Below are 26,122 nucleotides of genomic sequence, written 5' to 3' on the forward strand. Positions count from 1 at the left end.
GTACGGAACCGTACGCCCGGTGGTGTGAGAGGACGGGGGAGGCAACTCCCCCTCCTACTCGATGTTGAACTTCGATCGGGCTCAACTCAAGCCTCGCTTGCCTCCTGGCTTGCCCCTCCTCGCATGCCCTCTCGCTCGCCATGGCCGTTACACAATGGTCGGCCATAAAAAAAGGCACCCGAAGGTGCCTTTAAAGGGGGTAGAGGGTACTGACAGTTACATTTTGTAGGTAAAGCCCAGCGAGAAGGTGCGACCAGACCACTGCAGGTCATTGGTACGGCCTACGCCGGAAGTCTCAAGCTTCACCTCTTTGCCCAGGTTGCGGGCGTCGACGTAAAACTTAAGGCTGTCGTTGAGGGTATAGCTGATCTTCCCGTCAATATAACCACTGGACTCAACAAACACCGGCAAGCCATCAAATACACGTGAGTAGAACTCGTCACGGTAGTTGTACGCAATCTTGGCGCTCCAGTTGTTGTCTTCATAGAAGGCTTCCAGGTTATAGGAGTTCTCCGACTGCCCACGGAGCGGCATCTGCTCGCCAGTCAGGGGGTTGAAGTCATCCACATCCTCTGCAGTAATGTAGGTGTAGTTAGCCTTGGCACCGGTGTTGGCGAACAGACCGGGCAGGAAGTCAAAGAAGGTGGAGGCCTGGAGTTCGATCCCCTTTGTCATGATGCCTTCTTTATTCACCTGCTGGCGTACATCCCAGAGGGTGCCATCGTTGAAGAAATCGACGTCCTGCTGAGTTTCGGCCCCGAAAATATAGCTGGTGATGTCCTTGACAAAGTAGGCACCCGAGACAATGGAACCGTCATTCGGGTACCAGGTCAGCGCCACTTCACCCTGTGTTGCACGGTAGGGTTCAAGATCCGGGTTGCCGGCGGTACAGGTATTGGGAATCTGCAGACTCTCGGCCAGCGGGAAGTCGCGCAGCACACAGTCGGCATTGATGTTCAGATCATTGATCTGAGGACGAGCCATGACTTTTGCGGCACCGAAGTAGGCCTCAAGCCCCTCTGTGATCTCCAGGGTCAGGTTCAAGCTTGGCAGTACGTCAACAAAATCTTCTTCAACTGTACGACGGCCTTCGAAGGCGCGCGGATCATCGGGATCTTCAACACCGCCAAGGTCTTCGCCATTGGGCCCGTAGATTGGATTGCCGTCTTCGTCGGTCTGCTCCACGATGACGCGGATCCTGGAGAAGCCCTCTGAAGCGGTTTCGGTGCGTGCGACACGAACACCCACATTACCCTTCAGTCGCATATCACCCAGGTCGGTCGCAAAGTCGGCCTGGACGTAGGCGGATTGAGTCTGGACGTTGATATCGTAGCGGCTATCAATGGGCGTCAGATTACCCCGCGCCGCTTCGGCCGAACTGAATCCGCTGCGTTCAAGCAGCGCGGCCAGGTAGGGCTCGGTATCGATCGCCATATAGCTTTCAATGATGTCAACACCGGGGTCGTAATCGCGGAAGAACTGATCGGTTGCAAACCGGTTCTCGACCAGTACCGCTTCGTGGTCGTCCTGGGTCCAGATGCGCGTTTCGCCATCGACCGTATAGGGGTTGCCCACGGTCTGCATCAGGTTGTAGCCCCAGGCGTTGTTGGCAAAATTCTGATCCGTGGCAATAATGCCGGTCCGGTACTTGGTAATGAAGCCGTCGTCAGTGCTATAGGTAAAGTCAAACTTGGCGGTGTCTTCTGACGCTTCGTTCTGCGAGGGAGCGTACTTGAACCGGTCCAGAGAGGTGTACTGAGTGCCATCGTTGTAGTTGAAGGTGTTGAACGTGTCGTTCTCGTCCTGCTGGTTGATGACATACGCATTGCTGAAATCGATTTCGGGAAGGTCGTTGACCTGCTGGACAACAATTCCCCCTACGTTATTCTGGGCCGATTGTGTGTCGCGTGAGTCGATGTCCTCAAACGTGGTCGAGCGTGCAATAAAGCCATCCATCACCACGTTATCTTTGACGAAATCGAAGCCGGCACGCATGACTTCACGCTCTTGATCCCAGTCAAAATTCAGCGTTCGGTTACGAACCGTGGCGCCCACCGGTGTTCCCGCCGCGTTCACGCCATTGGTGACAAGCCGGGTCACATTCTTGTGTTCGTCGATAACGTAGCCTTCGTCGGTATTGAAGGCGCCACCGACCTCAACCTGAAAGTTTCGGTCAGTCGCCACTTTGCGACGGCTGCTGTCGATGTAGGAAGCGTCAAACGACAACTCGTCGGTGAAGGCGTACTGAACTTCAAGGTTGGCCGACAAGCGGTCCTCTTCACGCCCCCAGATACTGTAGCGCGGCGTACTGGGGCTGTATTCATACCACTGCTCCCGGCATGCCGTCTCTTCGGCCGGGTCTGAAAAATCAGCACAGTCGCTCTGATTGTTGACGTCGGCGTACAGCTGGTCGACTGAGGTCTTGTTGGGATCTCCGTCCACATCGTGATATTTCTGCCAGTTGGTGTTACGTAGACCATGGAGCATGGTGTGCACATCGGAACCGGTGATATTCACCAGGAAACCGAGCCTGTCTGTTGGCTTGTAGACGCCGGTCAGGTTGTACTTGGGCATGATCTCATCGATCATGGTGTTGTACTGGCCTTCGCCGTTGATCGAGAGAAAGTTTTCCTCGAATTCGTTGGGCTTGCGCGTGTTGATCTGGATGGTGCCGCCAACACCGCCTTCGGTGAGCCGCGCTTCGGAACCCTTATAGACGTCAACAGACTTGACCAGCTCTGAGGCCATGTCCCGGAAGTCGACGCTACGGTTGCCGCCCATACCCATGGCGCTCACACCATTGACTTCTACACTGACCAGGCCCGACTCGACGCCACGGATGCTGACGGTCGTGCCTTCGCCCATGTCACGCTCAAGTTGAACGCCCGAAATCCGCTGCAGTGCTTCCGCGATGTTTTTATCGGGGAACTCACCAATGTCTTCCGCAACCAGGGAGTCCATCATGGTTCCGGCGTCTCTCTTACGATCCAGGGCGCTGGTATAACTGCTGCGGATACCGGTAACCAGTACCTCTTCGTAGTTTACGTCCCCGGGGGAGGCATTATCGTCTTGAGCCTGGCTTTGTTGCTCTTGCTCTTGCTCCTGCTCTCCCTCTTGCGCGTAAGCATTGGACGCGGAAAATGTGCTGATCGCGGCACCAGCCAGAGCAATGGCTGCGATGCGACTAGCGAGTGAATTCTTTCTGAAGAATGGAACAGCTGAATCGGTGCAATCAATCTTCTTAGACTGAATGTAGTTATTCATTATTGAATCCCGCCTTTATTGTTAGTAAGTGGAAGTTTTATGTAATGGTTACTTTTCTAACAGTCACCATAGTATAACCATAAAAAATCAAATTCAACAAAATACAGGCACAAAAATTAGCTAATACGGTCAGCTACAGTCATTGATATGATTAAAGTGAATTACGGTTGCAACGATTGGCCATTAAAAAGAATAAAAACTCTGGTTTTTGTCAAATGAAGGTCGTTCGGGCACCTCGTACCGGATCATTTGACCCATGTTTGCGCAGCGCAGGGGGCGAAAGTGTACAGGCCCCAGCCCAGGTTCCACGGTGTTAGAGGCCAATTGCGGCGTATTCAAGCGCTGATCAGTTGCCCCGAAACCTCCGGAATTTGCGGCTTACACCTACATATAGTCATTAAAGACATATGGTGCACCCGCTGAGCCGTTGTGATGCCCTGCCTCCTGTAACCAGGCTAGTCGGGGAGGGCGCTAACAGATTATACCGGGAAAAATCTTGCCAAATGATGAGGTGAGGCACTAGAATCGTGATTGAACCTGATGTAATATGATTATTGATGGCTCAATTATGTCACATCCATAACGATAAATGATTAGTCTCAATGGTGGTTAACCCTATAAAGATAACCAATTTTTCGCCATGTGGTTTTAGCTGTTAACTCTAAATATCACTCTCTTAGAATCACTTTCGGAGATAGCATAATGAGAAAAGACGGAAGGTATTTCAAAAGCAAAAGTCACGCATTCATGGTGCCGCTTGTGCCCTTTGCCGTATCGGCCATGCTGGTCGCGTGCGGAGGTGACGATTATACACCGGCCGAGCCCTATGATGCCCCTCCTTTGACTGACGCCGAACGCGACACCAGTGGTGGCTCAAATGTGCAGTGGCTCGATCGCGGTCTGGCCGTGGTTCCCGCTGAAGACGGGGGCAATGCGATCAGCTGGCGCTGGTCGGGCCTGGACGAACAGCGAATCGTGTTCGAAGTCTACAAGAATGATGAGTTTTTCAGAACGGTTCGCCCGGGTGAGCCCACCTTCCTGGAAGACATCAATGGCCAGCCCGAAGATACCTATCAGGTCAAGGCGCTGGTTGACGATACCGAAAAAGATGTGTCTGACGTGGTTCAGGTGCAGGAAAGTTCCTATCTGAGTATCCCGCTGAATACCCCGGACAACGGGTTCGTGGATGGTGTTGAGTACAGCTATAACGCGAACGATGCCACAGCGGCGGATCTGACCGGCGATGGCCAGTATGAGCTTATTGTCAAATGGGAGCCGGATAACGCCAAGGATAACGCCCAGGGCGGTAAAACCGGCGATGTCCTGATTGATGCCTATACCCTTGAGGGTGAATTTCTGTGGCGCATCAACATGGGGCAGAACATCCGCGCGGGTGCCCACTATACCCAGTTCATTGCCTACGACTTTGACCAGGATGGACGTGCCGAAGTTGCCATGAAGACCGCTGACGGTACCGTGGATGGCCGCGGCAACGTCATTGGCGATGCGGAAGCCGTTTATCGTAACGATGGCGGCTACATCCTGGATGGTCCGGAATACCTGACGGTGTTTGACGGCATCTCGGGTGAAGAGGTGACCTCTGTGGATTATATTCCACCGCGCGGGGAAGACATCAACGCGATCTGGGGTGACGACTACGGCAACCGGGTCGATCGATTCCTCGCCGGTGTTGCCTACCTGGACGGGCAGACCCCGAGTCTGGTGATGTCCCGCGGGTACTACACCCGCACCGTGGTAGCGACCTTCAACTTCGATGGTCAGACTCTGAGCGAGAATTGGACTTACGATTCTGACACCGCCGAGCAGAGTATTGCCGGGCAGGGCGCCCACAGCCTGAGCGTTGCCGATGTGGACGAAGATGGCCGTGATGAAATCATTTTCGGCGCCGCCACCCTGGATGACGACGGTACCGTTCTGTACAACACAGGGCTGGGCCACGGCGATGCGCTCCATGTCGCAGACATCATTCCCGACAATGAAGGCCTGGAAGTCTTCATGGTCCATGAAAGTTCTGCCTCTTATATCACCGAGGACGGCAATTTTGGTGTTGAGGTTCACGACGCGCAAACCGGTGAAATCCTCATCTCCCAGCCGAGCAACGGCGAGGGCGACGATGTGGGCCGGGGCGTTACCGGTGATATCGACCCAGAGTTTGCCGGTATGGAAAGTTGGGGTTCACGGGGTGGTCTGATGGCCGCAGACGGAACCATCATCTCCGAGAACAAGCCGGCCATGAACTTTATGGTCTGGTGGGACGGCGACCTGAACCGTGAAATGCTCGATGGTACCGAGGTAACCAAGTGGGACGTGGAAGCGAAGCTGGTCGCGGATGAGCCACTGCTCAATGCTGGTACCTTCAGCAACGGCCTGGCTGTGTCCAACAATGGCACCAAAGCGACGCCTTCACTGTCGGCGGACATTCTGGGTGACTGGCGCGAAGAGATCGTTTTCTCCAACGAAGCCAATACGGCGCTCCTGGTGTACACCAGCAACATTCCGACGGATGTCCGTCTGCCCACACTGATGCACGATCGTCAGTACCGCACCGCGATCGCCTGGCAGAACGTTGCCTACAACCAGCCGCCGCACCCGAGCTTCTACCTGGGATCGGATTTCAAGCCCTACGATCATGTGATCAAAGAGCTGCCCCAGTTCAAGACCCAGGCGGTATCCAGTGAGCCGGTGACTACAGCGTTGGCCCAGGGCAATAACGATAACGTCCTGGTCAAAGTATTCCCGGGCGATTCCGAGCTGGCCTCGTTTGAAGTGTTCCGTAGCGAATCGGACTCCCGTGACGCGGCGACCAGCGTGGGTATGACCGGTGCCGGAGGTACATCGTTTGTCGATGAATCGGCCGTTCCCGATACCACCTATTACTACTGGGTTGAAGCGACCGATGTGGATGGCAATGCGATCAGCGGTATTGATGGTCCTTATCGCGCCCGGATGACCTCCACTCAGATTCCACGTGTGGAAGCGGCAAGCTCCAATAACTACATTGATCTGACCTGGGTGACCGATCTGAATCTGAGCGCTATTTACATCTACCGTGCTCCGACTGACGATCCTGAAAACGTTCCGGACAAGCCGTCTTCTTCCTACGCTCAGGTCAATCCCAATGCGAAGACCTGGACCGATGCCAAAACCGACGAAGGCCAGGGATACTACTACTGGCTCGAGTTGACCACAGAAGAGGGCAATGTTATCGATGCAGAGCCTGTATTCGGTGAGAACATTGTGGTTGCCGCGACCAACCTGAATGCCACTTACAGTGACGGTGTGATGACCGTGTGCTGGGATCTTGAAAACGTCGAGCCGGGCGCTACCTATAATGAGCTCTATCGCAATGATCAGAATCAGGCCAGTGGCCGTTCTCGGATCTACCCAATCGGTGACCCAGCGGTGATCTACGACGGCTGCTTTGACGACGCCGGGCCTGATGGTGGCTTTGTTGAGGGTCAGGGTTACTGGTATATGTTCAAACAGGTCGCGGGTACCGAAATCGTGGGTCCCTTTGGTTTCGGTCTTGAAGAGAACGTCACTAACCTGTCGGCCGCACTGGATCCGGAACTCGGTACCATTAACCTGACGTGGAAGCTATGGAGCTTCGGGCAGGAGATCGTCAACGTTGATCTGTACCGGAACAACAGCAACTCCTTGAGCGGAAAAACCCTGGTTCTCGACGATGTGAGAGCGACGGATGGCCGCCTGCGTGATACCGGTGGTGATGACGGCTTTACCCAGAACGAAACCTACTGGTACTCCTTTGAGGTGACGTTGGCCGACGGCTCTGTGGTCAATACCGATCCGGAAGGTGAGGTGCTGTTTGAGCTGCCAGAGCCCGAAACCAACCTGATCACTCGCCTGGAAGACGGTGGTATCCGGATCGACTGGAACCTTGAGAACTTCCCGGGTGAGATCAGCCAGATCGAAATGCTGCGCAACACCGAGGCTTCTGCCGAAGGTGCCATAGTCGTCGTTTCCGAAGGCCTGGAGCTTCGCGGTGTCTATGCCGAGTATGACAATCTTGTGGAAGGCCAGACCTACTGGTACATGATGCGCGTCACCATGGCTGATGGCGAAGTGATTACCGGTGAGCCCCTGGGCGAGATCGTGTATGAAGAGAATCCGTCCTCGACCAGCGTCACCATCAATGAGAACGAAGATGGCTATTGCGGGATCTCCAATGGCGCCATTGAAAGCAACTGGGCCGGGTTTGAAGGCGATGGCTTCTCAAATACCGCCAACGCCGAAGGTGAGTATATTGACTATAAAGTCAGTATTGAGGAGCCGGGCACGTATCGGATGCTGGTCCGCTATGCCAACGGCGCCGGTGACAACCGCTTCGCTCGGGTTGATATCAACAGCCAGATCGGTGTTGCGACGATTGACATGGAAGGCACCGGAGCCTGGGACACCTGGATGGAGTCACATGCCGATGTAGAGCTTGAGACCGGAGAAGTGGACATCCGGCTGCATGCCGGTTCCGCCGGTGGTCTGGGCAACGTCGACTATCTGTTCATCAATGCACTGACAACAGAGAGCGCGCCCCAGGCGATTGCTTGTACTCCATAACAGTTCGGGCCGGCGCTTTTGAGCCAAGGCCCGCAACGTAAATGGGAAAAAGGCCAGGTTTTTGACCTGGCCTTTTTTTGTGCGCGTCGGAAAGGAATTAACCGCGTCACCATATTTCATTTGCGTATTTTCTGGGTTACAATCGCACGCGAATGATTGAAAATGACGTAAAATGAAGCAAATGTGGTGCGGGTTCAGGCTTGCGCGCTCATTCGCTTTAGGGTCATTTACCCTAAAAAGGCAGGAGAATAATAATGACGACTTGTCCCAGGTTGTCCCATGCAGTGAAGGTGCTGTGCTTGGTCGTCGCCATTTCAGCTGCGGTCGGTGTTGTGGCCGTTTCCGGCGTGCTGTCCGGCACCACCCGTGGAACCACCCTATTCATAGCTTATGCCCAGAACAGTCAGCCCGTCATCGATGCGTTGCACCTGTTGGGCGAGCGGATTGAAGATAAAACCGATGGCGCCGTGAAGGTCCAGTTTTTTCCGGACAGTCAGTTGGGGGGTGAGCGTGAGCTGGTGGAGCTGCTGCAAGTGGGCGCCGTCGATATCGCCAAGGTGTCGGCCGGTCTCATGGAGAGCTTTTCCCCGATATACGGCGTTTTCTCCATGCCCTTTCTCTTCGACGATACCCAACATTTCTACCGCGTCATGGATAACCCCGAAATCATGGGTCCGATCTATGCGTCCACCCAGGAGAATGGGTTCGTTGGGATAGGCTACTATGACTCCGGGTCGCGTAACTTTTATGTTCAGGATGAACCCATTCTTTCAATGCAGGACCTGGAGGGGAAAAAGATCCGGGTGATGCAAAGTGAGGCGGCCATTGAAATGATGCGCCTGCTGGGCGCCACGCCGGTGGCCATGGGGCAGGCCGAGGTCTATACCGCCATGCAGCAGGGCATACTCGACGGGGCCGAGAACAACGAGTTCGCACTCACCATTGCCAGACACGCCGAAATCGCCAAGCACTACACCTATACCATGCACACCCGAATCCCCGACGTGGTGCTGTTGAGCAACATGGCATTGCGAAAGCTGACGGACGAGCAGAAAGCGGCGGTGCACGAAGCCATGGCCGAATCTATCCAGTTTCAAAAGCAGGCTTGGCGTGATGCGATTGAAGCGACCCGCCAGAAGGCGATCGACGAGTTCGATGTGAAGTTTTACGACATCAACCGTGAGCCCTTTCGGGACGCGGTCAGACCCATCTACGACGAGCTGAAAGACGAGCCCGGTCAATACGAGCTTTATCGTGAAATCAGAGCCAAGGCCGATCGAGCTGACGCGAATAACGAAAATTCACAGTGACAACAGCGTCCATCATTCCGGACAGGCGTCATTCCGACACGCCTGTCCGGTTCTGGATTGGAGTAAGGTATGACCCATTTTATTCGAAAAGTCCTGGACCGTGTGGTCGAGACGGTGTGTAGCGTCTGGCTGTTGATCATGGTTGCCATGACCTGCTGGCAGATCGTCAGCCGCTATCTTCTGGGGGCGCCCAGTACCTATACCGAAGAGTTTCTGCGCTTCTCTCTGGTATGGGTTTCGATGCTGGCCCTGGCCTATGTGGCCGGTTTGCGCAAGCATGTGAGGTTCAGCCTGTTTTCGGACATGGTTTCTATCCACTGGCAGCGGTACTGGGACCTTCTGATTGAGTTGGCGTTTCTGGCTTTCGCCATCTTCATTCTGATCCAGGGCGGTTATAACGCCAGCAGCATTACCATGAACCAGGTTTCCCCCTCACTGGGCTTGCCGATGGGGTATATCTACTCGGCTCTACCGCTGGCAGGGATCATTCTGGCCCTTTACAGCCTGCTGAACTGTATTCAGTTGCTGATCGAGGATGTCACTCCCCAAAAGGAGGAGCCTCAGGATGTTTGATGCAGCTTATTTATTGATGGGAACTTTTGCCCTGCTGCTCGTGCTGGGTATTCCCATCGGCATCTGTATTGCCGTTTCCTCGGTTATCACCATTGCCTCGGTCCTGCCCATGGACGTTGCGCTGTTTACCACGGCGCAAAAGATATTTTCCAGCCTCGACAGTTTTTCCCTGTTGGCGGTTCCCTTCTTCATTCTGTCGGGGGTCATCATGAACTCGGGGGGCATCGCCGTCCGGTTGGTCAACTTTGCCAAGTTGTTCAGCGGTCATATTCCGGGCTCCCTGTCGCACACCAATATTGCCGGGAACATGATGTTTGGCGCTATCTCCGGTTCGGCGATCGCGGCATCGACCTCCATCGGTGGGGTCATGGTGCCGATGAGCGTAAAGGAAGGGTATAGCAATGCGTTCGCCGCAGCGGTCAATATTGCCTCGGCGCCTACCGGCATGTTGATTCCCCCCACAACCGCTTTCATTCTTTACGCTCTGGCCAGTGGCGGCACCTCCATCGCCGCCCTGTTTGCCGGTGGTCTGATTGCCGGTGTGCTCTGGGGGGCAGGGTGCATGATCGTGACCTATTTTATCGCTCGCCGCCGGGGGTACCGATCTGTCAGCTTGCTGAAGGAAGGAGTGGCCTGGCGGGTGACTCTACAGGCACTCCCCAGCCTGCTGCTGATCATCGTGGTGGTGGTCGGTATCATCGGCGGGGTGTTTACCGCGATTGAGGCTTCGGCCGTGGCAGTGGTCTACACGGCCTTTCTGACGATGGTGGTCTATCGCTCGGTAACATTCAGTGATCTGAGGGATATCCTGATTCAGTCCCTGGTCATGACCGGGATCATCATGTTCCTTCTGGGCACATCCTCAGCCATGTCGTTTGCCATGGCCATTACCGGTCTGCCGGATGTTATCAGTAGCGTCATTCTCGGCATTTCCGACAATCCGGTCATGGTATTGCTGATCATCACTCTGTTCCTGTTGATCATCGGGACCTTCATGGATATTGGTCCGGCCATTCTGATTTTTACTCCGATCCTCCTGCCGATTGCGCTGAAAATCGGGGTGGATCCGGTGCATTTCGGCATCCTGATGGTCTACAACCTGAGTATTGGTACCATTACCCCACCCGTTGGCAGTGGGCTTTACGTGGGCGCCAGTGTCGCCAACGAGAAGGTGGAGAGAATACTGCCCTCGCTCATGCCGTTCTATGGGGTCATCGTCCTGGTGCTGATTGTGATCGCCTTGGTGCCGGAAATCACTTTGTTCTTGCCGAGGATGCTGGATCTGTAATTGAACTCAGCCGACTCAATCCGAAAGAGGTCAGACGCAAGTCTGGCCTTTTTTGTGAGCACACATAAAAAAGCCGCCGATCAGATCGGCGGCGAAGCGTAGGAGAGTGCCTGGTGGTGGGCCGGGCGGCCCACCGGATTAGTACTTGGCGCTGATGCCAAGCGTGAATGTTCGACCGATCTCCGTCTCAAACAGTGGGTCGCGCCGTTCGCTGTCGATGTACAGTGTATTGCGCTCGTTGGTGAGATTCTGTGCTTCAAACGTGAGCTTCAGCGAGTCGGTCATGTGATAAGAAGCTGAGGCGTCCATAAAGAACGTGGACTCATTCCCCAGCACATCGCTGTCGTTGGCTCCAGAAGGTACCGCGCGCAGATAGCCTGAGCGGTAACTACCGGTGGTGCGCACGCTGAAGACATCGTTCTCATAATAGAGCGTGGCGCTGGCGGCGTTTTCCGACAAGCCGATCAGGTCATTGGTGGTTGTCAGGGTGGGAACCCCTTCCTCGCTCTGAAGGACGTAGTCGATTTCGGAAGTGACGTGCGTGTAGTTGGCCAGCAGCCCGAAGTCCTGCCAGAAACCGGACAGGAAGGTCATGGGCATCTGCAGGTTCAGCTCGACCCCCTTGAGCGGTCCGCCTTCGGTGTTGCTGGAACGGTTCACGGTAAAGAGATCGTCGGGGTTGGCGGCCGTACCCTCGAGCAGGGTGTTGGGCAGGCCCAGCTCCGAGTAGGGCACGAGACTGGAGATTGACTGAATATAGGTGCTGATGTCCTTCTCGAAATAGGCAATGGAGGCGAGTGCGCCTTCATCAAAGTACCATTCCAGAGCCGCGTCGTAGGTGTTGGCCCGAATCGGCTCCAGGAAGGGATTACCGACCGAGGCGGTACGCGTCACGGCGTTCATGCCGCCGCTGGGAATCAGCAGGCCGAGCTCGGGGCGCGACATGACTTCCGCCACTGAGAAACGGCCTTGCAGTGAAGGAGTGAACTCTACGACGACGTTGGCAGAGGGCAGCAGGTCGTCGTACTGACGGCTGGCATCGGCCCGTTGCGCGACGGTGGCGTAGGGTGAGTCTTCCGGCGCCGCGGTGGGTACAAAGCCGACGCTGTGTTGATCGGTATCAACGTAGCGGACGCCGACATCGCCGCGTACCGGGTAGCGCAGCTGATCAAAGGTGAATTCGGCCATCGCGTAGAGGCTGTTGATCTGTTCGGACTGTGCGCCACACTCGGCGCCACACCAGGTGAAGTCGTCAAAGCCGACCGTGTCCTTCCACTGCTCATGGTCGACGCCCAGGTAGTCGCCCAGGGTGTCGGAACCGAGAATGTCCTGCACGCCCTGGACTGTGCGGGTAAAGTCCGCAACACTGGTCCCCTCGGGTAACTCGGCCGTGCCCCGGAACTCGTCGGCAATCCAGAGGGAGTGGGTTTTGTAGTCACTCTCGCGACTCTGCAGGCCGAACTGGAAGGTAAATTCATCCGAGTAGTGCCAGGTCAGGTCCACTTCCGCGGTGGTGTTTTCCGTCACACGGGTCTGGTTGCGGGTGTTGTAGTTACCCTGCATTACCCCATCGTCCCGGCGCGGTCCGTAGTTGAAGTTCTCGGGGTCATTGACATCGATACCGTAGCTCATGGCAGGGATGTTGCCGCGGTCCCGGAAGTCGATGACAAAATTGTCGGTATTGGGTGAGTCCAGGTTGACGGTCAGGCGTTCCGGGTTGGCGAACTCCGATTCGGAGCGCCCCAGCAGAGCCTTGATTTCCCAGTCCTCGTTGAACAGGTGAGAGACGCTCAGGTTGGTCTGCTCGAAGGTTGAGGTGAACCGGTCCACCAGGCTTTCCGAGCGCAGGTTGACGCCATCAAACACGCCGTACACCAGCGAGCCGTCGTCCTCCACCTCCAGCTCCCGGACCGAGACCATCGGCTGGCCATTGACGTTGGCGTTGCGGGCAAACGACAGGGCATCAATATAGTTGTCGCGCCGAACTACATCGTAACGGGAGTAGAGATTGTCCAGTGCGATGTTGGTGTTCGCGTTGGGCTGCCACTCGAACGTCAGGGTGCCACCGGTGCGCTCCGCATCCTGCTCGGAATTGAGGTAGCGCGGAATACGGGGCAGAAACACGCCGCCACCCGGGTTGCCGGAGACTCCGGTCCGGGACTGGATCATTTCATAGACTTCGGTGCTGCCGGTGCGCGGGTTGTTGGTGGCGCAGTTCAGGGCATTCGTGCCTTTCTGCGTATTGGTCTCCGGGTTCTGGGGTGAATATCCCAGCGGTGAACAGAAGCCGCCGTTGACGTAAGTCGGCAGGATGTTCACGGCGGAGTAGCCCACCTCCCGGATATTTCGCTCGGAGTGGGCAAAAGAAGCCAGCACACCAAAGGTTCCGTCAGCGAACTTCTGGGAGATCAGCCCCGACACGCGCGGGTCGACCGATTCGCTGACGTCGTTGTAGACACCGCGCACGGTGCCGGTCATGGTCAGGTCATCTTCAGCGGACAGGGGCCTCGGTGCGCGCAGGTCCACGGTGGCCCCCAGGGAGCCCTCCTCGACATTGGCACTCGGGGTTTTGCGAACGCTCAATTCGGAAAATATTTCGGTGGGGAAGACGTTGAAATCAAAGCTACGCCCGGCGTTGCCGGCACCGTAGATGTCAGAGGAGCCGGTCTGCGAGGTCCCTTCCATACCGTTGATACGCACACGGGTGAACTCCGCGCCCAGGCCGCGTACTGAAATGTTTTTGCCCTCGCCGCCGTCGCCGCGGGCCAGTGCCACACCGGGGATGCGCTGCATGGACTCGGCCAGGTTGGAGTCGGGGAACTTGCCGATATCCTCGGCAATGATGCTGTCCACGGCGGCTGTGCTTTCGCGTTTCTGGTTGAGTGCGGTGTTCAGGGAGGCCCGAAACCCGGTTACCTGAATTTCTTCGATGCTCGTGCCCCCGGTGTCCGGTGACTGGGCCTGAGCGATACCGGCAATCGCCATGGAGGCAATAAGAGCTGACAGGGGGCTCTTCTGGAATGCCTTTTTGTGCATTGTGTTGCTCCTTGTTAGAGTTTTTACGGCTGTTGGGATCGATGGAGGAAGTTCCATCTTGAGCAAACTCTAAGCAACGAAAAAGGTCGCGTCAATCATAATAATTCATATGACGTCTAAATCATTCATAAATAGTCATTAACAATCTTTGGGTTCTTTTGTCAGCGGCGTCGATACTCGATGTCCCGCGCCTCCCGCTCGGTCAGGCCGACATAGGTGCCGATCGCCTCGGCGCAGCGCATGACTTCAATCGCGCTCTGGTAGGCCTCGGCTGTGACGCGCGAGTCAGATTCGCAGCGCCCCACCGAAATCAATCCGATGCCGGGAATCAGGTAGACCCAGGGCGCGGTTGATCGCCGGCGTGACGGGTCATCCTGTCCAGGGTGCTGGCGCTGAGCCTCGTCGTGCGCCCGTCGCTCACGCCGGTAAGTCTGCAGGCCCTGTTCGAGCCTTCGCTGAAGCGTTTCGAGGGTGTCACTTTGTGGGTCCCAGTCCACATACAGAGGCTTCAGTCTGGCGAGCCGGAGGTGGTGCATACAGGCAACCCCCTCGTTGGCCAGGCGAGGGGCATCCGCTGAATTCACAAAGCGCATCGTTTCGGGCCCGGACTCCACCGTGGTTGCCACCAGTCCGTCCCTGGAAACCAGGTCCGTCAGATGCCGGAGAATGCTCGCCAGCAGGGATTGTCGAGTGACCTCGTCCAGGTTCGCATATCTCTGGCCCCCAAAGGTCTCTTCGCCCCGATCGCGAGCCGCAATATAGCGGGAGGCGGCCTCGATGATGTCCAACGTCTGTTGATAGCAGAGTCTGTTGTCATCGGACCAGGTGGCAATACCATTGCCGGCGAGCAGGGCGCCGGTGGCGTCCGGTTGTTGGCTCCACGCCTCCTGCAGCGGTATGCCCTGTTCAAAACCAGGGCGTGCGCGGGGTACCCAGAGCATGTTCTCGCCCCAGATAGCTGTCGTCAGCGACCGGGAGTTTTTGCAGGCGCCCACCGCAATGGCCGAGTTGGGATGGATGTGGCTGACGTGGGCATAGGGCATGAGCGCGTGCAGTGGAGTGTCCACTGACGGCGTCGACGGAGCGGAGGGCTCTGAGGCCACGCGGTTGAAGGCGGCCGCCCGGATGCGCTCGGCCAGGGTTTTCTCTGCCTTCGCGCGGGGTTGCGGTTGATAACAGTCGCGCAGCGCCACCAGTTTGTCTTGATAAAGAGGCGAGAAGTGACTCCGCCGGGAGGTGCGCAGATCCTGTCCGGCGCTTTTGATCCAGATGATCTCGACGGATTCTCCGCTGACCGGGTCCTTTTCCATGACCTTCAGTGAGGTGCTGCCACCACCGGTATTGGTGATGCGTCGGTCTTCACCGAGCCGGTTGGAGCGGTACACCAGCGCCTCGAGGGGAGACAGTCCCCTGGCGTGCGCTTCGTTCCAGGCATCGCGGATATGGGTGTACCGGTTTTCTTGGTATGACATAGTTCGAACCCTGAAAGTTGGCCTCTTCAGCGGACGAAAAGCCTACCGCAAGAGTCACAAAAAGTCATTATAAATCATTTATTGTCAAATGTTGTCGGCTATGCTAACGTTTCGGCTATCAGAAATCCGGCTGTACGCTGCCCATAAAATGATAAAGATGAACGCTGATCAACGTTAGAGTGCTCCTGAATGAATCGACGAGAGTTTCTTAAAAGAGGGGGCGTTGCGGCCTCTCTTCCCTTGACCCTCCAGGCCATGTCGAGTGGTTGCACGACCATGGCAGGCTCCGTGGCGGCTCCGCCACGCCAGGCCGGTCGTCTGAGCTGGCTCGAGGGAACGGAACCGGCGGCAAAAGGCGGTACCACCTGGGGCCATCCCTGGCCCGAGGGCGAGCTCTCCGCCGGGGAGTCGCTTCATCTGGTAGCCCAGGATGGCCAGAAGGTCCCCCTGCAGAGCTGGCCCACGGCCTACTGGCCGGATGGCAGTATCAAGTGGACCGCGCACGCGGCTCCGGCAGGCGTCACGCTGGGCGAGCAGTTTCAGATAGAAAGGGGCCAGGGGCCGCAGCCAGAGCGGCCTGTCCGCGTGGCCTCATCGGGCGAATTCATTGAAGTAAGCACCGGCCCGGTCACCTTCTCAGTACCGACCTCAGGTGATTACCTGATCCGCTCGATGTCCCGGGGCAATGCGGTGGTGGCACAGAACGCCCGCCTGGTCGGGCTGGTCCAGGATCAGGTGGACCCCGAGGCGCCGGTATCCAGGGTGTCGAGTTTCCAGTCCCGGACCCGTCGGGTCACGGTGGAGCAGGAGGGCCGCGTCCGGGCCGTGGTCAAGATTGAAGGCATTCATAAAGTCGAGTCGGGCAAAGAGTGGCTGCCCTTCACGGTCCGTCTCTATTTTTATAGCGGCGCCGAGTCATTGCGCGTGAGCCACAGCTTCGTTTACGACGGCGACGACCAGAAAAATTTTATCCGCGGGCTGGGCCTGCGCTTTGATGTGGTGCAGCGTGATGAGCTGTACGACCGTCACGTGCGCTTTGTGGGCGAGAACGATGGTCTCTGGGCCGAGTCGCCCAAGGGCATCACAGGGCTTCGCCAGGATCCGGGCAAAGCCGTGCGGGACGCCCAGCTTGCGGGCCGCAAGACGCCCCCCTTGAGTGAATGGAGTCCGAGGGTGAGCGGGCTTTTGCACTATGTGCCGGTCTGGAATGACTTTACCCTCTCGCAGCTGAATGCCAACGGTTTTACGGTCAAGAAGCGCACTAAACCCGGTCACGCCTGGATCGATGCCGACCAGGGCAAGCGGGCCGCTGGTGTGGCCTATGTGGGTGGCGTTTCCGGTGGCGTGCTCTTTGGCATGCGGGATTTCTGGCAACTCCATCCGGTGCAGGTCGATATTCGCAACGCAGGTCGGGAAACCTCCGAAGCCACGCTCTGGTTCTGGTCTCCCGAAGCGCCACCCATGGATGTGCGCTTTTACCACGATGGCATGGAGCAGGAGACGCACGAACAACAGCTGGATGCGTTGAAAATTACCTACGAGGATTACGAACCCGGTTTTGACACCGCCTACGGCGTTGCCCGCACCACCGACTTTGTTCTCTGTGTGCTGGGCGCCACCCCTTCGCGCGTCGAGACAGTGAACTGGGGCAATGAAATCAGCCAGCCCGCCCAGGTGGTCGCCGCGCCTGAAGATTATCTGGCATCCGGCGTTTTTGGCGCGCTCTGGAGCCTGCCGGACCGGTCCACCACCCGAAAAAAGCAGATTGAAGACCGCTTAGACTGGCAGGTGGAACACTACCGCCGGCAGGTTGACCAGCATCACTGGTACGGTTTCTGGGACTACGGCGATGTCATGCACACCTACGATGTCGACCGCCACGTGTGGCGCTACGATATTGGCGGCTACGCCTGGGACAACTCCGAGCTGTCACCCGATCTGTGGCTGTGGTACTCCTTCCTGCGCAGTGGCGATCCAGGCACCTTCCGCCTCGCCGAGGCGATGACCCGTCACACCCGGGACGTGGACATCTACCACCTGGGGCGCTTCCGGGGTCTGGGCACCCGGCACAATGTCCAGCACTGGGGCTGCAGCGCCAAGCAGTTGCGGGTCAGCACCGCCGCCTATCGGCGTTTTCATTACTTCCTCACAGGCGACGATCGCACGGGAGATGTGCTCGATGAGGTCGTTGATGCCGGTGAGGCGCTGACCCGCGTTGATCCCACTCGCAAGCTGCCCAACCGGGACCCGGTACCGGGACCGGAGCGAATGCAGGTGGGAACCGACTGGGGCTCGGTCGCCGCCAACTGGCTTACCGCCTGGGAGCGAACCGGTGATGATCAGTACCGGGAGAGGCTGGTAGGCGCCATGCGCACCATCGGTGCCCATCCGGACGGCTTCTTTGCCGGCACCTATGGCTTTGACCCCGACACCAAGGAGCTGATCGCTCCCCCGGACGGAGACATATCGGTGTCGCACCTGAGTGCCGTGTTCGGACTGGTGGAAATCAATGCCGAGCTGATTCAGCTGCTTGACGTGCCCGAATACAGAGCCGCCTGGTTGCGTTACTGCCGGCTGTACAATGCCAGCGATGAACAGAAGCGGGCCGAAGTGGGCCGAGCCTTCGGCACCCACCTGGAAGCACCGCATTCGCGCCTGACCGCCTACGCGGCCGCGCAGGAAGGTGACTCAACCCTGGCGAAACGCGCCTGGGAGGAGTTCCGTCTTCCGCAGGAGTTTGCCCGTCAGTGGACGGGCGATCATCAGGCGATTCTTGAGGTGAAGCCGCCTCAGGTGCTCAACCCCGTTGTGGAGGCCCCCTGGCTATCCACCAATGACGCGTCCCAGTGGGGACTGGCCGCCATTCAGAATCTGGCCCTGATTGCCGACGCGCTATAATACTGACACAGTTTATTTTGACGATTGATACTTTAGAGGTTTTAAAACGCATGCCAACGGTTGCACATGACATCGAATACACCACTGTCCGGAACAACATCGATAAGCTGATCGATAATCTGGTCAATATCAAAGACGAAACCGGTGAGTTCCTGCTCAAGCTGGACGATGGCCGGGTCATTGATACCAAAGGCTGGGCCGGCTGGGAGTGGACCCACGGCATCGGCCTGTACGGGCTGATGAAGTACTGGGATATTACCGGCGACGAGAAGCCCAAAAAAATCATCGAAGACTGGTTCAGTGATCGGCTCAAGGAGGGGACACCCACCAAGAACGTGAACACCATGTCCCCGTTCCTGACCATGGCCTATATGCACGAGCGTACCGGCGAGCGCAGCCACCTGCCATACCTCGACGTCTGGGCCGAGTGGATCATGCGCGACATGCCGCGCACTACAGAAAATGGCCTGCAGCATATTGTTTTCAACTCCGAGAACTATCAGCAGCTGTGGGACGACACCCTGATGATGAGCGTCATGCCCCTGGCGAAAATCGGCCTGCTGCTTGATCGCCCCCACTATGTGGAGGAAGCCAAGCGTCAGTTCATGCTGCACGTGAAATATCTGGCGGACCGAAAAACCGGCCTCTGGTTCCACGGCTGGACCTTTGACGGCAACCACAACTTTGCCGATGCCCTCTGGGCGCGAGGCAACAGCTGGGTCACCATCTCCATCCCCGAGTTTATCGAGTTGCTGGATCTGCCCAAGACCGATGGTCTGCGCATGTTCCTGGAAGAGACCCTGGAAGCCCAGGTCAAAGCGCTGCAGGAAACCCAGCATGAAGACGGCCTGTGGCACACGATCCTCGATGATCCCGACTCCTACCTGGAGGCCTCGGCTGCGGCGGGCTTCGCCTACGGCATTCTGAAAGGCATCCGCAAAGGCTATCTCGACAAAAAATACGAAGAAGTCGGCATCAAGGCGGTGAAAGCCGTGCTGAAAAACATCAGCGCCGATGGCGAGCTCCAGCAGGTCTCCTTCGGTACGCCGGTCTTTGACGACCTGCAGGGTTACCGGGATATTCCGCTGACCTCCATGCCCTACGGTCAGTCCATGGCCATCCTGTTGCTGGTCGAATACATGCACCACTACATCTGATCGACACTGATCCCGGCCGCACCTGAGGGTGGGGCTGGGCCAGGTGAAACCTTGACAGTGCCGACCCGGAGATTTTCAAACCATGGAAAAATTTGCCTTTGTCATGCAGCTCAAAGCGGGCTGTGAAGCCGAATACGAAAAGCGCCATGATGAAATCTGGCCGGAGCTGGTGGAACAACTCCGGGCCGCCGGCGTTTCGGACTACTCCATCTTTCTGCACCCAGAAACCCTGCAACTGTTCGGTGTGTTGAAACGCACCGATGATCACGGGATGGATGAGCTGCCGAAGACCGACATCATGCAGAAGTGGTGGCGCTACATGGCGGATATCATGGAGACCGAGGCCGATAACAGCCCGGTCTCCACGCCGCTGAAAACGGTATTCCACCAGGAGTAGCGGGGGCCCTATGAGCAAGATTTCGTCAATTCGGGTTGAGGGATCGAGCAGGCACTGGACTTCATTGGCAGCGCTGCTGTTGCTGTGTCTGGTGGCTGGCTGTTCAATGGTGTCACCAAGGTCTGAGGCTGACCGCGCGGTGGATGTATTGCCAGAGCGAGGCGAGTTGCTCTATCGGGCCGATTTCGACGGCCCTGAATCGGTGGCCGACTGGGTGATGGAAGGCCCGGGCGAAATCACCTTCGAGCAGGGCTGGATGGAGATGCATTCTCCCGACGAACAGGGCCATCACGTCTTCTGGTGTCCCGAGGACTTTCCGGACAGCTTTATCGCCCGCTGGGACGCCCAGAACCTCGATGACGAAGCAGGCCTGGTGATCGTCTTCTTTGCGGCACTCGGCGTTGATGGGCAGGATATATTCTCTCCCGATCTGCCCGAGCGGGATGGGACCTTTACTCAGTACACCGAAGGTGAGATCAAGAGCTACCACATCTCCTACTACGCCAACGCCGCTCACAATCCGGGTCGTGGTCACGCCAACTTGCGCAAGAACAATACCTTCAGCCTTTTACAGAAGGGCGAAATCGGGATTCCGGCGGACTCGATGCAGGAGCATGAGATCACCCTGGTGAAAGAGGGCGACCGGATCCGGCTGTACATAGATGACCGGAAGGTCATTGATTACACCGACGATACCCCAGTGGTCGATGGCGTCGATACGGGCAGCGCGCTGGGCGGTGGGAAAATCGGCTTCCGGCAAATGAAGTGGACCCACTTCCGCTATAAAAATCTCCGGGTTTACGCGCTCCCATAGGGAAGCCCGGCAACTGTCCCCACAGGCACTCCTTACCGGAGGTACCCATGCCCAGAGAATGGTCGTATGTCTCGCGTCAGCTGTTCATCAGAGGACTCGTTTTACTGTGTGTCCCGCTTTTTATTGGCATTGTCGAGGCCAAGGCGAGCGCGGGTGAAATAGAGTCAGAGCCGGAGCGTGAAGGTAACGTTATCAGGTTTTCTACAACGAGCCTGGAGCTTCAGATCGAGTTCTGTACCCCATCCATGGTGCGCATCCGCAGCAGCCGGGATCGTGAGTTTGACGAGGATGCGGGACTCGGGCTGATGGTTACCCGGCATGATTGGCCAGCGGTAGCCGTCAGCACGGCGGAAGAAACCGATTTCTATGAGCTGGAATCAGAACAATTGCTCGTTCGTGTCTATAAATCGCCGGTGCAATTGGAATTCTACTCTTCTGACGGAACTCTATTGTCCACCGAGCGGATCGAAGACGGGGGCATGGTACAGGACGAGGCGGGAGTCTCAGTCCATAAAAAGCTGCATGACGAAGAGCAGGTGTTCGGTTTTGGCCAGCGCATGGACTTTGTCAACCAACGGGGCAAGCAGCTGGAGCTGACCGTCGGGCGCGGCATGGGCCGGCCCCATATCATCGGGGCCTACAATATTCTGGAGGCCAACTACAGCCCGGTGCCATTCTTCATGAGTACGCGCGGCTACGGTACTTTCCTCCATACCCCCTACACCTCCAACTGGGACATGGGAAAGTCCGATCCGGGGGCCTACTCCTTTCAGGCCGAAGGCGGGGAGCTGGATTACTACTTCATGGCGGGCGCTGAGTTTCCGTCCCTTCTGGATCAGTACACCTCCGTCACCGGCAAGTCACCGCTTCTGCCCAAATTCGCTCACGGTCTCCATGTCGGGACTTATAGTGGTGGCACCTGGGGCTACGAGAAACACACCTCCACCGATTATGTGGTCAACCTGGGCCGCAAGTTCCGCGAGAAAAACATCCCGGTGGACCTGATCCATCTGGATTCCACCTGGCGGATGTTCGGCGAGCAGGGCGGCAGTGGCGCCACAACGTTTGAATGGCGCGAGACCTTTGATGACCCCGAAGCCATGTTCGACCAGCTCTACGAGATGGGTTACAGCATGGTGGGTGTTCATGTACGCCCCCGCTACGACAATGGCAAACAGTACAAACTTCTGGATCGCGCCCGTGAAGCGGGTATGGTCTATCCCGAGCCCGATAATGCCGGCGAGTTCGTCAACTTCTTCGATCAAGAGGCGGTGGACTGGTGGTGGGAGAATGGGGCCATGAAGGTGGTCTCCCAGGGTGCCATGTTTTTCAAGACCGACGAAGGCAGCGCTTTTGGTCGAAAGGCTAATGAAAGCGACAAGACCGGCCCCACCGGGCCGGAAGCCGAGCGCCTGCACAATCTCTTCCCGCTGGCCTATGCCAAAGCGCCTTTTGAGAAGTTCAGCGAACATAATGAAATGCGCGGCTTCAACCTGACGCGCGAGGGCTACGCCGGTATTCAGCGCTATCCCTATCTCTGGGCGGGCGACTGGCCCAGCGAATGGCAATACTTCAAACCGGTCATCCGCGCCGGGCTCAATATGGGGCTTTCCGGCGTGGGGTACTGGTCCCACAACATGGGCGGTTTCGAACACGACCCGGACCCTGAGCTCTATATTCGCTGGAGTCAGTTTGGACTTTTCAGCCCCATCGCGCATCTGTTCGGGATGGATCACCCCGGCTACAAGGAGCCCTGGAGTTATGGGGAAGAAGCTGAGCGGATTTTCAAGCAATACGACCGCATGCGCTACCGGTTCATTCCCTACATCTACAGCGAAGCCTATCAGATGCACCGGACCGGTATGCCCATGATGCGGGCGCTGGTGCTGGAGTATCAGGACGATGAGAACACCCATGATATCGACGACCAGTATCTTTTTGGCCGCAACCTGCTGATCGCACCGGTCACCACCAAAGGCGCACAAACACGGGTGGTCTATCTGCCGGAGGGCACCTGGTACGGTTACTGGAGTGGCGAACCTTATGAGGGCAAGCGCTACTACAATATTGTCACACCCCTGGAAAAGTTGCCCATCTTCGTCAAGGCTGGTGGCATTCTTCCCCAGCAGAAAGTCCTGAATCTGGGCCGTGAAACGGCCGATACCATCAACCTTGAGATCTTTCCCGGTGGCGAGTCCTCTTACGACATCTACGATGATGATGGCAAGAGCAAAGCGTATGAGTCCGGCGACTACGCCATTACCGAAGTCTCCGCGAAAGAAGAAGCGGAACAGACACTTGTCAGTATCAAGGCGCCGCGTGGGGACTACAAGCTGGCCGAGCGCTCCTACACACTGAAAATCCGCCGCGATAGCGCACCCGAATCCGTCACGGAAGAGTCCAGTCGGCTTCCTGCATTCTCCGCTTTGTCTGAGTATGAAAACAGCCAACCGCAGGCCGGCTGGTATTTTGATGAGGAGGCCGGCGCGCTCTATGTGAGGCTGGCGGGAAGCAGCCAGAACGATATTTCCGTGGTAGTCAAAAAGTAGTCTTCGTTAGCGAATACGCACGAAGCATGTGAGAGAACACAAATAACAGGATCCCTGAGACCATGAAACATCCCAGACTATTTTCTTTGTTGGCCATCACGCTCTTGTCCTCGGCCTGTTCCGCTCAGGCCGAACCCGAGGTGCAGGTGCAGTGGCTGAACGATAACGACGACCGCGACACGGTGGGCGCCACCTGGGGCACGCCCTGGCCACAGGGCGAAGTCGAGGCCACCGAGGAGTTCATTCTGGAATCCGGGTCCGGGCAGTCGCTGCCCGTCCAGAGCTGGCCGCTGGCCTACTGGCCCGATGGCTCCCTTAAGTGGACCGGGCATGCGATTGCACCGCTTGGGACGGATGCCGGCGCGCTCAGCCTTCGTCCCGGCGATGCCGTTCAGCCAGATAAAGCGCTGACGGTACAGGAAAGCGGAGATACTATCCGCGTGGACACGGGGCTGATTCAGGCCGTCGTTTCCAGATCTGGCAATCGGCTGATCCAGTCAATCACCCGCGAAGGCCGAAAGACGCTGAACGACGGTCGCCTCGTGATTCTGTCCCAGAACCAGGCCGAGCCCGAAGTCGGGCAGCCGCTGACGATAGAGTCGTTCACCGGGCAACTCGACAAAGTGACCCTGGAGCAGGACGGGCCGCTGCGGGCGGTCGTCAAGCTGGAAGGTAGGCATGTTGGTGAGAACGGACGGGCCTGGATTCCCTTTGTGGTGCGACTCTACTTTTACGCCGGCGACGATTCGGTGCGCATGGTGCACACCATGATTTATGACGGTGACCAGGAGACCGACTTCATTCGCGGTGTGGGCGTCCGGTTTGATGCACCCATGGAAGGACCACTGCACGATCGGCATGTGCGTTTTTCCGGCGAGGACGACGGCATTTTTGGCGAGGCGGTGCGCGGGATTACCGGCCTGCGGCGCAACCCCGGTCAAGCCGTGCGCGAAGCGCAAATCGAGGGCCGGGCGACACCGCCTCTGGAGGAATGGGCCCCCAGTGTTTCCGAGCGCCTGGATGTGATTCCCGCCTTTGGCGATTTCACGCTTTCCCAACTGACCGCCGACTCCTTTGAAATACGCAAACGCACCCAGCCCGGTCTGGCCTGGCTGGATTCCGCCGAAGGCACTCGCTCCAGTGGCCTGGGTTACATCGGTAGCCCCGAGGGTGGTGTGGCTTTCGGTATCCGCGACTTCTGGCAGAGCCACTCGTCCCAGCTCGACATCCGCGATGCGAGAACGGATGCGGCGGAAGTCACGATGTGGCTCTGGGCTCCGGAGGGCCGCGCCATGGACATGCGTTTCTATCACGACGGCATGGGCCTGGATACCCACGAGAAACAGCTCGATGCCATGGGCGTGACCTACGAGGATTACGAGCCCGGCTTTGACAGTGCCACCGGCGTGGCCCGCACCAGCGAGTTGCGGATCTGGGCGCTCTCGGGCACACCGGATCGCGGCACTACGGTCCAGATGGCACGGACCCTGGCCGAGCCACCGCAGATGGTTGCCCGCCCTCAGGACTATGAAACAGCCGGCGTGTTCGGCGCGGCCATCTGGGATCTGCCGGATCGTTCCACCCCCGCGAAAGCCGCGATTGAAGATCAGGTCGACTTTTATCTGGACTTCTATCTGACCCAGGTAGAGGAGCACAACTGGTACGGCTTCTGGGACTATGGCGATGTGATGCACACCTATGACCACGACCGCCATACCTGGCGTTACGACGTGGGCGGTTTTGCCTGGGCCAACTCCGAATTGTCGCCCGACATCTGGCTCTGGTACTCCTTTCTGCGCACCGGCCGGGACGACGTCTTCCAGATGGCCGAGGCGATGACCCGCCACACCGGTGAAGTCGACGTCTATCATCTGGGGCGCTTTGAAGGTCTCGGCTCACGTCACAACGTCAAGCACTGGGGCGATAGCGCCAAGCAACTGCGCATCAGTACGCCCGCCAACCGTCGCTTCTATTACTTCCTGACCGCGGACGAACGCACAGGCGATCTGATGCGCGCGACTCTCGGCGCCGAGCGTCGTCTACTGGACGTGCCGCCGCTGCGCAAACTCAATCGCCCCGAGCCGGACTTCATGGGCAAGCCTTACTCCATGATGCTGGGGCTGGGCACCGACTGGAATTCCGTGGCCGCTGCCTGGCTGACCGAATGGGAACGCACGGGTGAACCGGAATATCGGGACAGGCTGTTGACCGCCATGCGCAGCATCGGAGACCTGGATCTGGGGTTGCTCTCCCAGGGTACCGCCTACGACCCTGATAGCGGTCGATTCTACCGGGTGGGCGAGGGCGTATCCGCCTCCCACCTGGCCATGGTCTTTGGCGGTGTCGAGATCAATGCCGAACTGATTCAGCTGCTTGATGTGCCCGAGTACGAGGCCGCCTTTGTTCAATACGGCCGCTTTTTCAACGCACCCCGGGAAGAGAAGGCCGAGATCATCGGGCAACCCTATAACCGTAATCTGAACCTGGGGCAGGCGCATTCGCGCATGACCGCCTACTCCGCCTGGAAGCTGGACGATGAGGTCCTGGCGGAGCGCGCCTGGGAGGAATTCTTCGGTGCCAGGGCCGGTATCCCGGTCTTCGGATCACCCTATCCGACCAAAACGGTCACGCCGCCCGAGGTGCTGTCGCCGGTGACCGAAGCGCGCGGTGTATCCACCAATGCGGTGTCGCAATTTGGTCTGACTGCGATTCAGATCATGGCCCTGATTGGCGAGGAGGCGCCGGAAGAAATTCCGGAGCGCGACTGA

Annotated in this window: 13 protein-coding genes; 10 read left to right on the top strand and 3 right to left on the bottom strand. The window is 57.5% G+C overall.

Going from position 1 to position 26,122, the window contains the following annotated elements; translation table 11 throughout:
- Positions 1-216: 216 nt before the first annotated feature.
- On the bottom strand, positions 217-3,264 hold the full coding sequence (locus tag AAE484_RS16140) for a TonB-dependent receptor (RefSeq protein WP_341939461.1): 3,048 nt from the start codon (positions 3,262-3,264) through the stop codon (positions 217-219).
- Between the two features lie 702 nt (positions 3,265-3,966).
- Here AAE484_RS16140 and AAE484_RS16145 point away from each other — a divergent pair.
- The 4 genes from AAE484_RS16145 to AAE484_RS16160 all read left to right on the top strand — a co-directional run bounded on the left by AAE484_RS16145 (position 3,967) and on the right by AAE484_RS16160 (position 11,031).
- Positions 3,967-7,860 (top strand): rhamnogalacturonan lyase family protein, encoded by a 3,894-nt coding sequence (locus tag AAE484_RS16145; protein ID WP_341939462.1) that lies wholly within the window; start codon positions 3,967-3,969, stop codon positions 7,858-7,860.
- A gap of 254 nt (positions 7,861-8,114) precedes the next feature.
- Positions 8,115-9,170, top strand: coding sequence for a TRAP transporter substrate-binding protein (locus AAE484_RS16150; RefSeq protein ID WP_341939463.1), 1,056 nt, complete (start codon positions 8,115-8,117; stop codon positions 9,168-9,170).
- Between the two features lie 69 nt (positions 9,171-9,239).
- Positions 9,240-9,743, top strand: a complete 504-nt coding sequence (locus AAE484_RS16155; protein WP_341939464.1) for a TRAP transporter small permease — start codon at positions 9,240-9,242, stop codon at positions 9,741-9,743.
- Positions 9,736-11,031, top strand: a complete 1,296-nt coding sequence (locus tag AAE484_RS16160) for a TRAP transporter large permease (RefSeq protein WP_341939465.1) — start codon at positions 9,736-9,738, stop codon at positions 11,029-11,031. The genes AAE484_RS16155 and AAE484_RS16160 overlap by 8 nt, the downstream gene beginning before the upstream one ends.
- Positions 11,032-11,169: 138 nt before the next feature.
- Here AAE484_RS16160 and AAE484_RS16165 read toward each other — a convergent pair whose 3' ends face one another.
- Positions 11,170-14,067, bottom strand: a complete 2,898-nt coding sequence (locus AAE484_RS16165; protein ID WP_341939466.1) for a TonB-dependent receptor — start codon at positions 14,065-14,067, stop codon at positions 11,170-11,172.
- Positions 14,068-14,228: 161 nt separating this feature from the next.
- Positions 14,229-15,539, bottom strand: coding sequence for a class II aldolase/adducin family protein (locus AAE484_RS16170; protein ID WP_341939467.1), 1,311 nt, complete (start codon positions 15,537-15,539; stop codon positions 14,229-14,231).
- Between the two features lie 189 nt (positions 15,540-15,728).
- On the opposite strand from AAE484_RS16170, the gene AAE484_RS16175 reads away from it, so the two are divergent.
- From AAE484_RS16175 to AAE484_RS16200, 6 genes are all read left to right on the top strand, one after another.
- A complete protein-coding gene (locus tag AAE484_RS16175; RefSeq protein WP_341939468.1) occupies positions 15,729-18,437 on the top strand; it encodes an exo-rhamnogalacturonan lyase family protein in 2,709 nt (902 codons plus the stop codon).
- A gap of 50 nt (positions 18,438-18,487) precedes the next feature.
- Entirely contained in the window at positions 18,488-19,594 is a 1,107-nt protein-coding gene (gene bglB / locus AAE484_RS16180; RefSeq protein ID WP_341939469.1) for a beta-galactosidase BglB, read from the top strand.
- 82 nt (positions 19,595-19,676) lie between these two features.
- On the top strand, positions 19,677-19,991 hold the full coding sequence (gene rhaM, locus AAE484_RS16185; protein ID WP_341939470.1) for an L-rhamnose mutarotase: 315 nt from the start codon (positions 19,677-19,679) through the stop codon (positions 19,989-19,991).
- A 10-nt stretch (positions 19,992-20,001) separates the two neighbouring features.
- On the top strand, positions 20,002-20,805 hold the full coding sequence (locus AAE484_RS16190; protein ID WP_341939471.1) for a DUF1961 family protein: 804 nt from the start codon (positions 20,002-20,004) through the stop codon (positions 20,803-20,805).
- Between the two features lie 47 nt (positions 20,806-20,852).
- On the top strand, positions 20,853-23,354 hold the full coding sequence (locus tag AAE484_RS16195) for a glycoside hydrolase family 31 protein (RefSeq protein WP_341939472.1): 2,502 nt from the start codon (positions 20,853-20,855) through the stop codon (positions 23,352-23,354).
- Between the two features lie 62 nt (positions 23,355-23,416).
- Entirely contained in the window at positions 23,417-26,122 is a 2,706-nt protein-coding gene (locus AAE484_RS16200; RefSeq protein ID WP_341939473.1) for an exo-rhamnogalacturonan lyase family protein, read from the top strand.

The sequence above is a fragment of the Marinimicrobium sp. C2-29 genome (assembly GCF_038419845.1).
Lineage (GTDB): Bacteria > Pseudomonadota > Gammaproteobacteria > Pseudomonadales > Cellvibrionaceae > Marinimicrobium.

Coding starts and splice junctions, on each gene's coding strand:
- AAE484_RS16200 (WP_341939473.1), top strand. CDS start 23,417: ATGAAACATCCCAGACTATTTTCTTTGTTGGCCATCACGCTCTTGTCC.
- AAE484_RS16155 (WP_341939464.1), top strand. CDS start 9,240: ATGACCCATTTTATTCGAAAAGTCCTGGACCGTGTGGTCGAGACGGTG.
- AAE484_RS16195 (WP_341939472.1), top strand. CDS start 20,853: ATGCCCAGAGAATGGTCGTATGTCTCGCGTCAGCTGTTCATCAGAGGA.
- AAE484_RS16165 (WP_341939466.1), bottom strand. CDS start 14,067: ATGCACAAAAAGGCATTCCAGAAGAGCCCCCTGTCAGCTCTTATTGCC.
- AAE484_RS16140 (WP_341939461.1), bottom strand. CDS start 3,264: ATGAATAACTACATTCAGTCTAAGAAGATTGATTGCACCGATTCAGCT.
- rhaM (WP_341939470.1), top strand. CDS start 19,677: ATGGAAAAATTTGCCTTTGTCATGCAGCTCAAAGCGGGCTGTGAAGCC.
- bglB (WP_341939469.1), top strand. CDS start 18,488: ATGCCAACGGTTGCACATGACATCGAATACACCACTGTCCGGAACAAC.
- AAE484_RS16160 (WP_341939465.1), top strand. CDS start 9,736: ATGTTTGATGCAGCTTATTTATTGATGGGAACTTTTGCCCTGCTGCTC.
- AAE484_RS16170 (WP_341939467.1), bottom strand. CDS start 15,539: ATGTCATACCAAGAAAACCGGTACACCCATATCCGCGATGCCTGGAAC.
- AAE484_RS16145 (WP_341939462.1), top strand. CDS start 3,967: ATGAGAAAAGACGGAAGGTATTTCAAAAGCAAAAGTCACGCATTCATG.
- AAE484_RS16175 (WP_341939468.1), top strand. CDS start 15,729: ATGAATCGACGAGAGTTTCTTAAAAGAGGGGGCGTTGCGGCCTCTCTT.
- AAE484_RS16190 (WP_341939471.1), top strand. CDS start 20,002: ATGAGCAAGATTTCGTCAATTCGGGTTGAGGGATCGAGCAGGCACTGG.
- AAE484_RS16150 (WP_341939463.1), top strand. CDS start 8,115: ATGACGACTTGTCCCAGGTTGTCCCATGCAGTGAAGGTGCTGTGCTTG.